This is a genomic window from Streptomyces murinus (genome assembly GCF_002154555.1).
Classification (GTDB): domain Bacteria; phylum Actinomycetota; class Actinomycetes; order Streptomycetales; family Streptomycetaceae; genus Streptomyces; species Streptomyces murinus.
In genome coordinates this window covers 1-550 of record NZ_MUNF01000742.1, presented here as the reverse complement: position 1 = coordinate 550, position 550 = coordinate 1, and the positions used below count along the sequence as shown (strand labels likewise).

At 76.9% G+C, this 550-nt stretch carries 1 protein-coding gene; it reads left to right on the top strand.

The annotated features are described in order from the left end of the window. Positions 1 to 79: 79 nt before the first annotated feature. Positions 80 to 550 (top strand): M48 family metalloprotease (locus CCN72_RS38390; protein ID WP_158101465.1); only part of this gene is annotated, 471 nt, incomplete at its 3' end.

Here is a 550-nt window from a genome sequence, read left to right as displayed (position 1 = left end):
CGCTCGGCCAGCCGCCGTACGTGCTCCCACAGCTCCGGCTGCTCCCGCGGAGATACGGATCGTCCCGGGCGCCGTCGCCATGGTGCGGGAGGACGCCCGGTGGCTCGGCCTTGTCCCGGGCGAGCGGCGGCTCTTCCTCGGCGTGGCCCTGCTGCTGGGCCTGCCCGGGGCCGAGCTGGACGCCGTGCTCGGGCACGAACTGGGCCATTACGCCCACCATGACACCCGGTTGGGCCATGTGGTGGCGGCGCTGTGCGACCGGCTGGCGCACACCGTCGGCACGCTGCGGGAGCGGGCCGCGCGCGAGGAGGCGGAGGAGCGGGCGGAGTTCGCCGCGAAGGCTGCCCGGCGCCGTGCGGAGGGCAGGCCGCCGCCTCTGAAGCGGGGCCGTACGCGAGGGCCCGACCACTACCTGGCGCTCGTCTTCACCGCGTACGCGAAGCTGTGCCTGCGCCTGACCGAGGCGGTCAGCCGCCGCCAGGAGTACGCGGCCGACCTGGTCGCCGCCCGGATCGCCGGCCCCGCCACCACGGCCGCCGCCCTGCGCCGC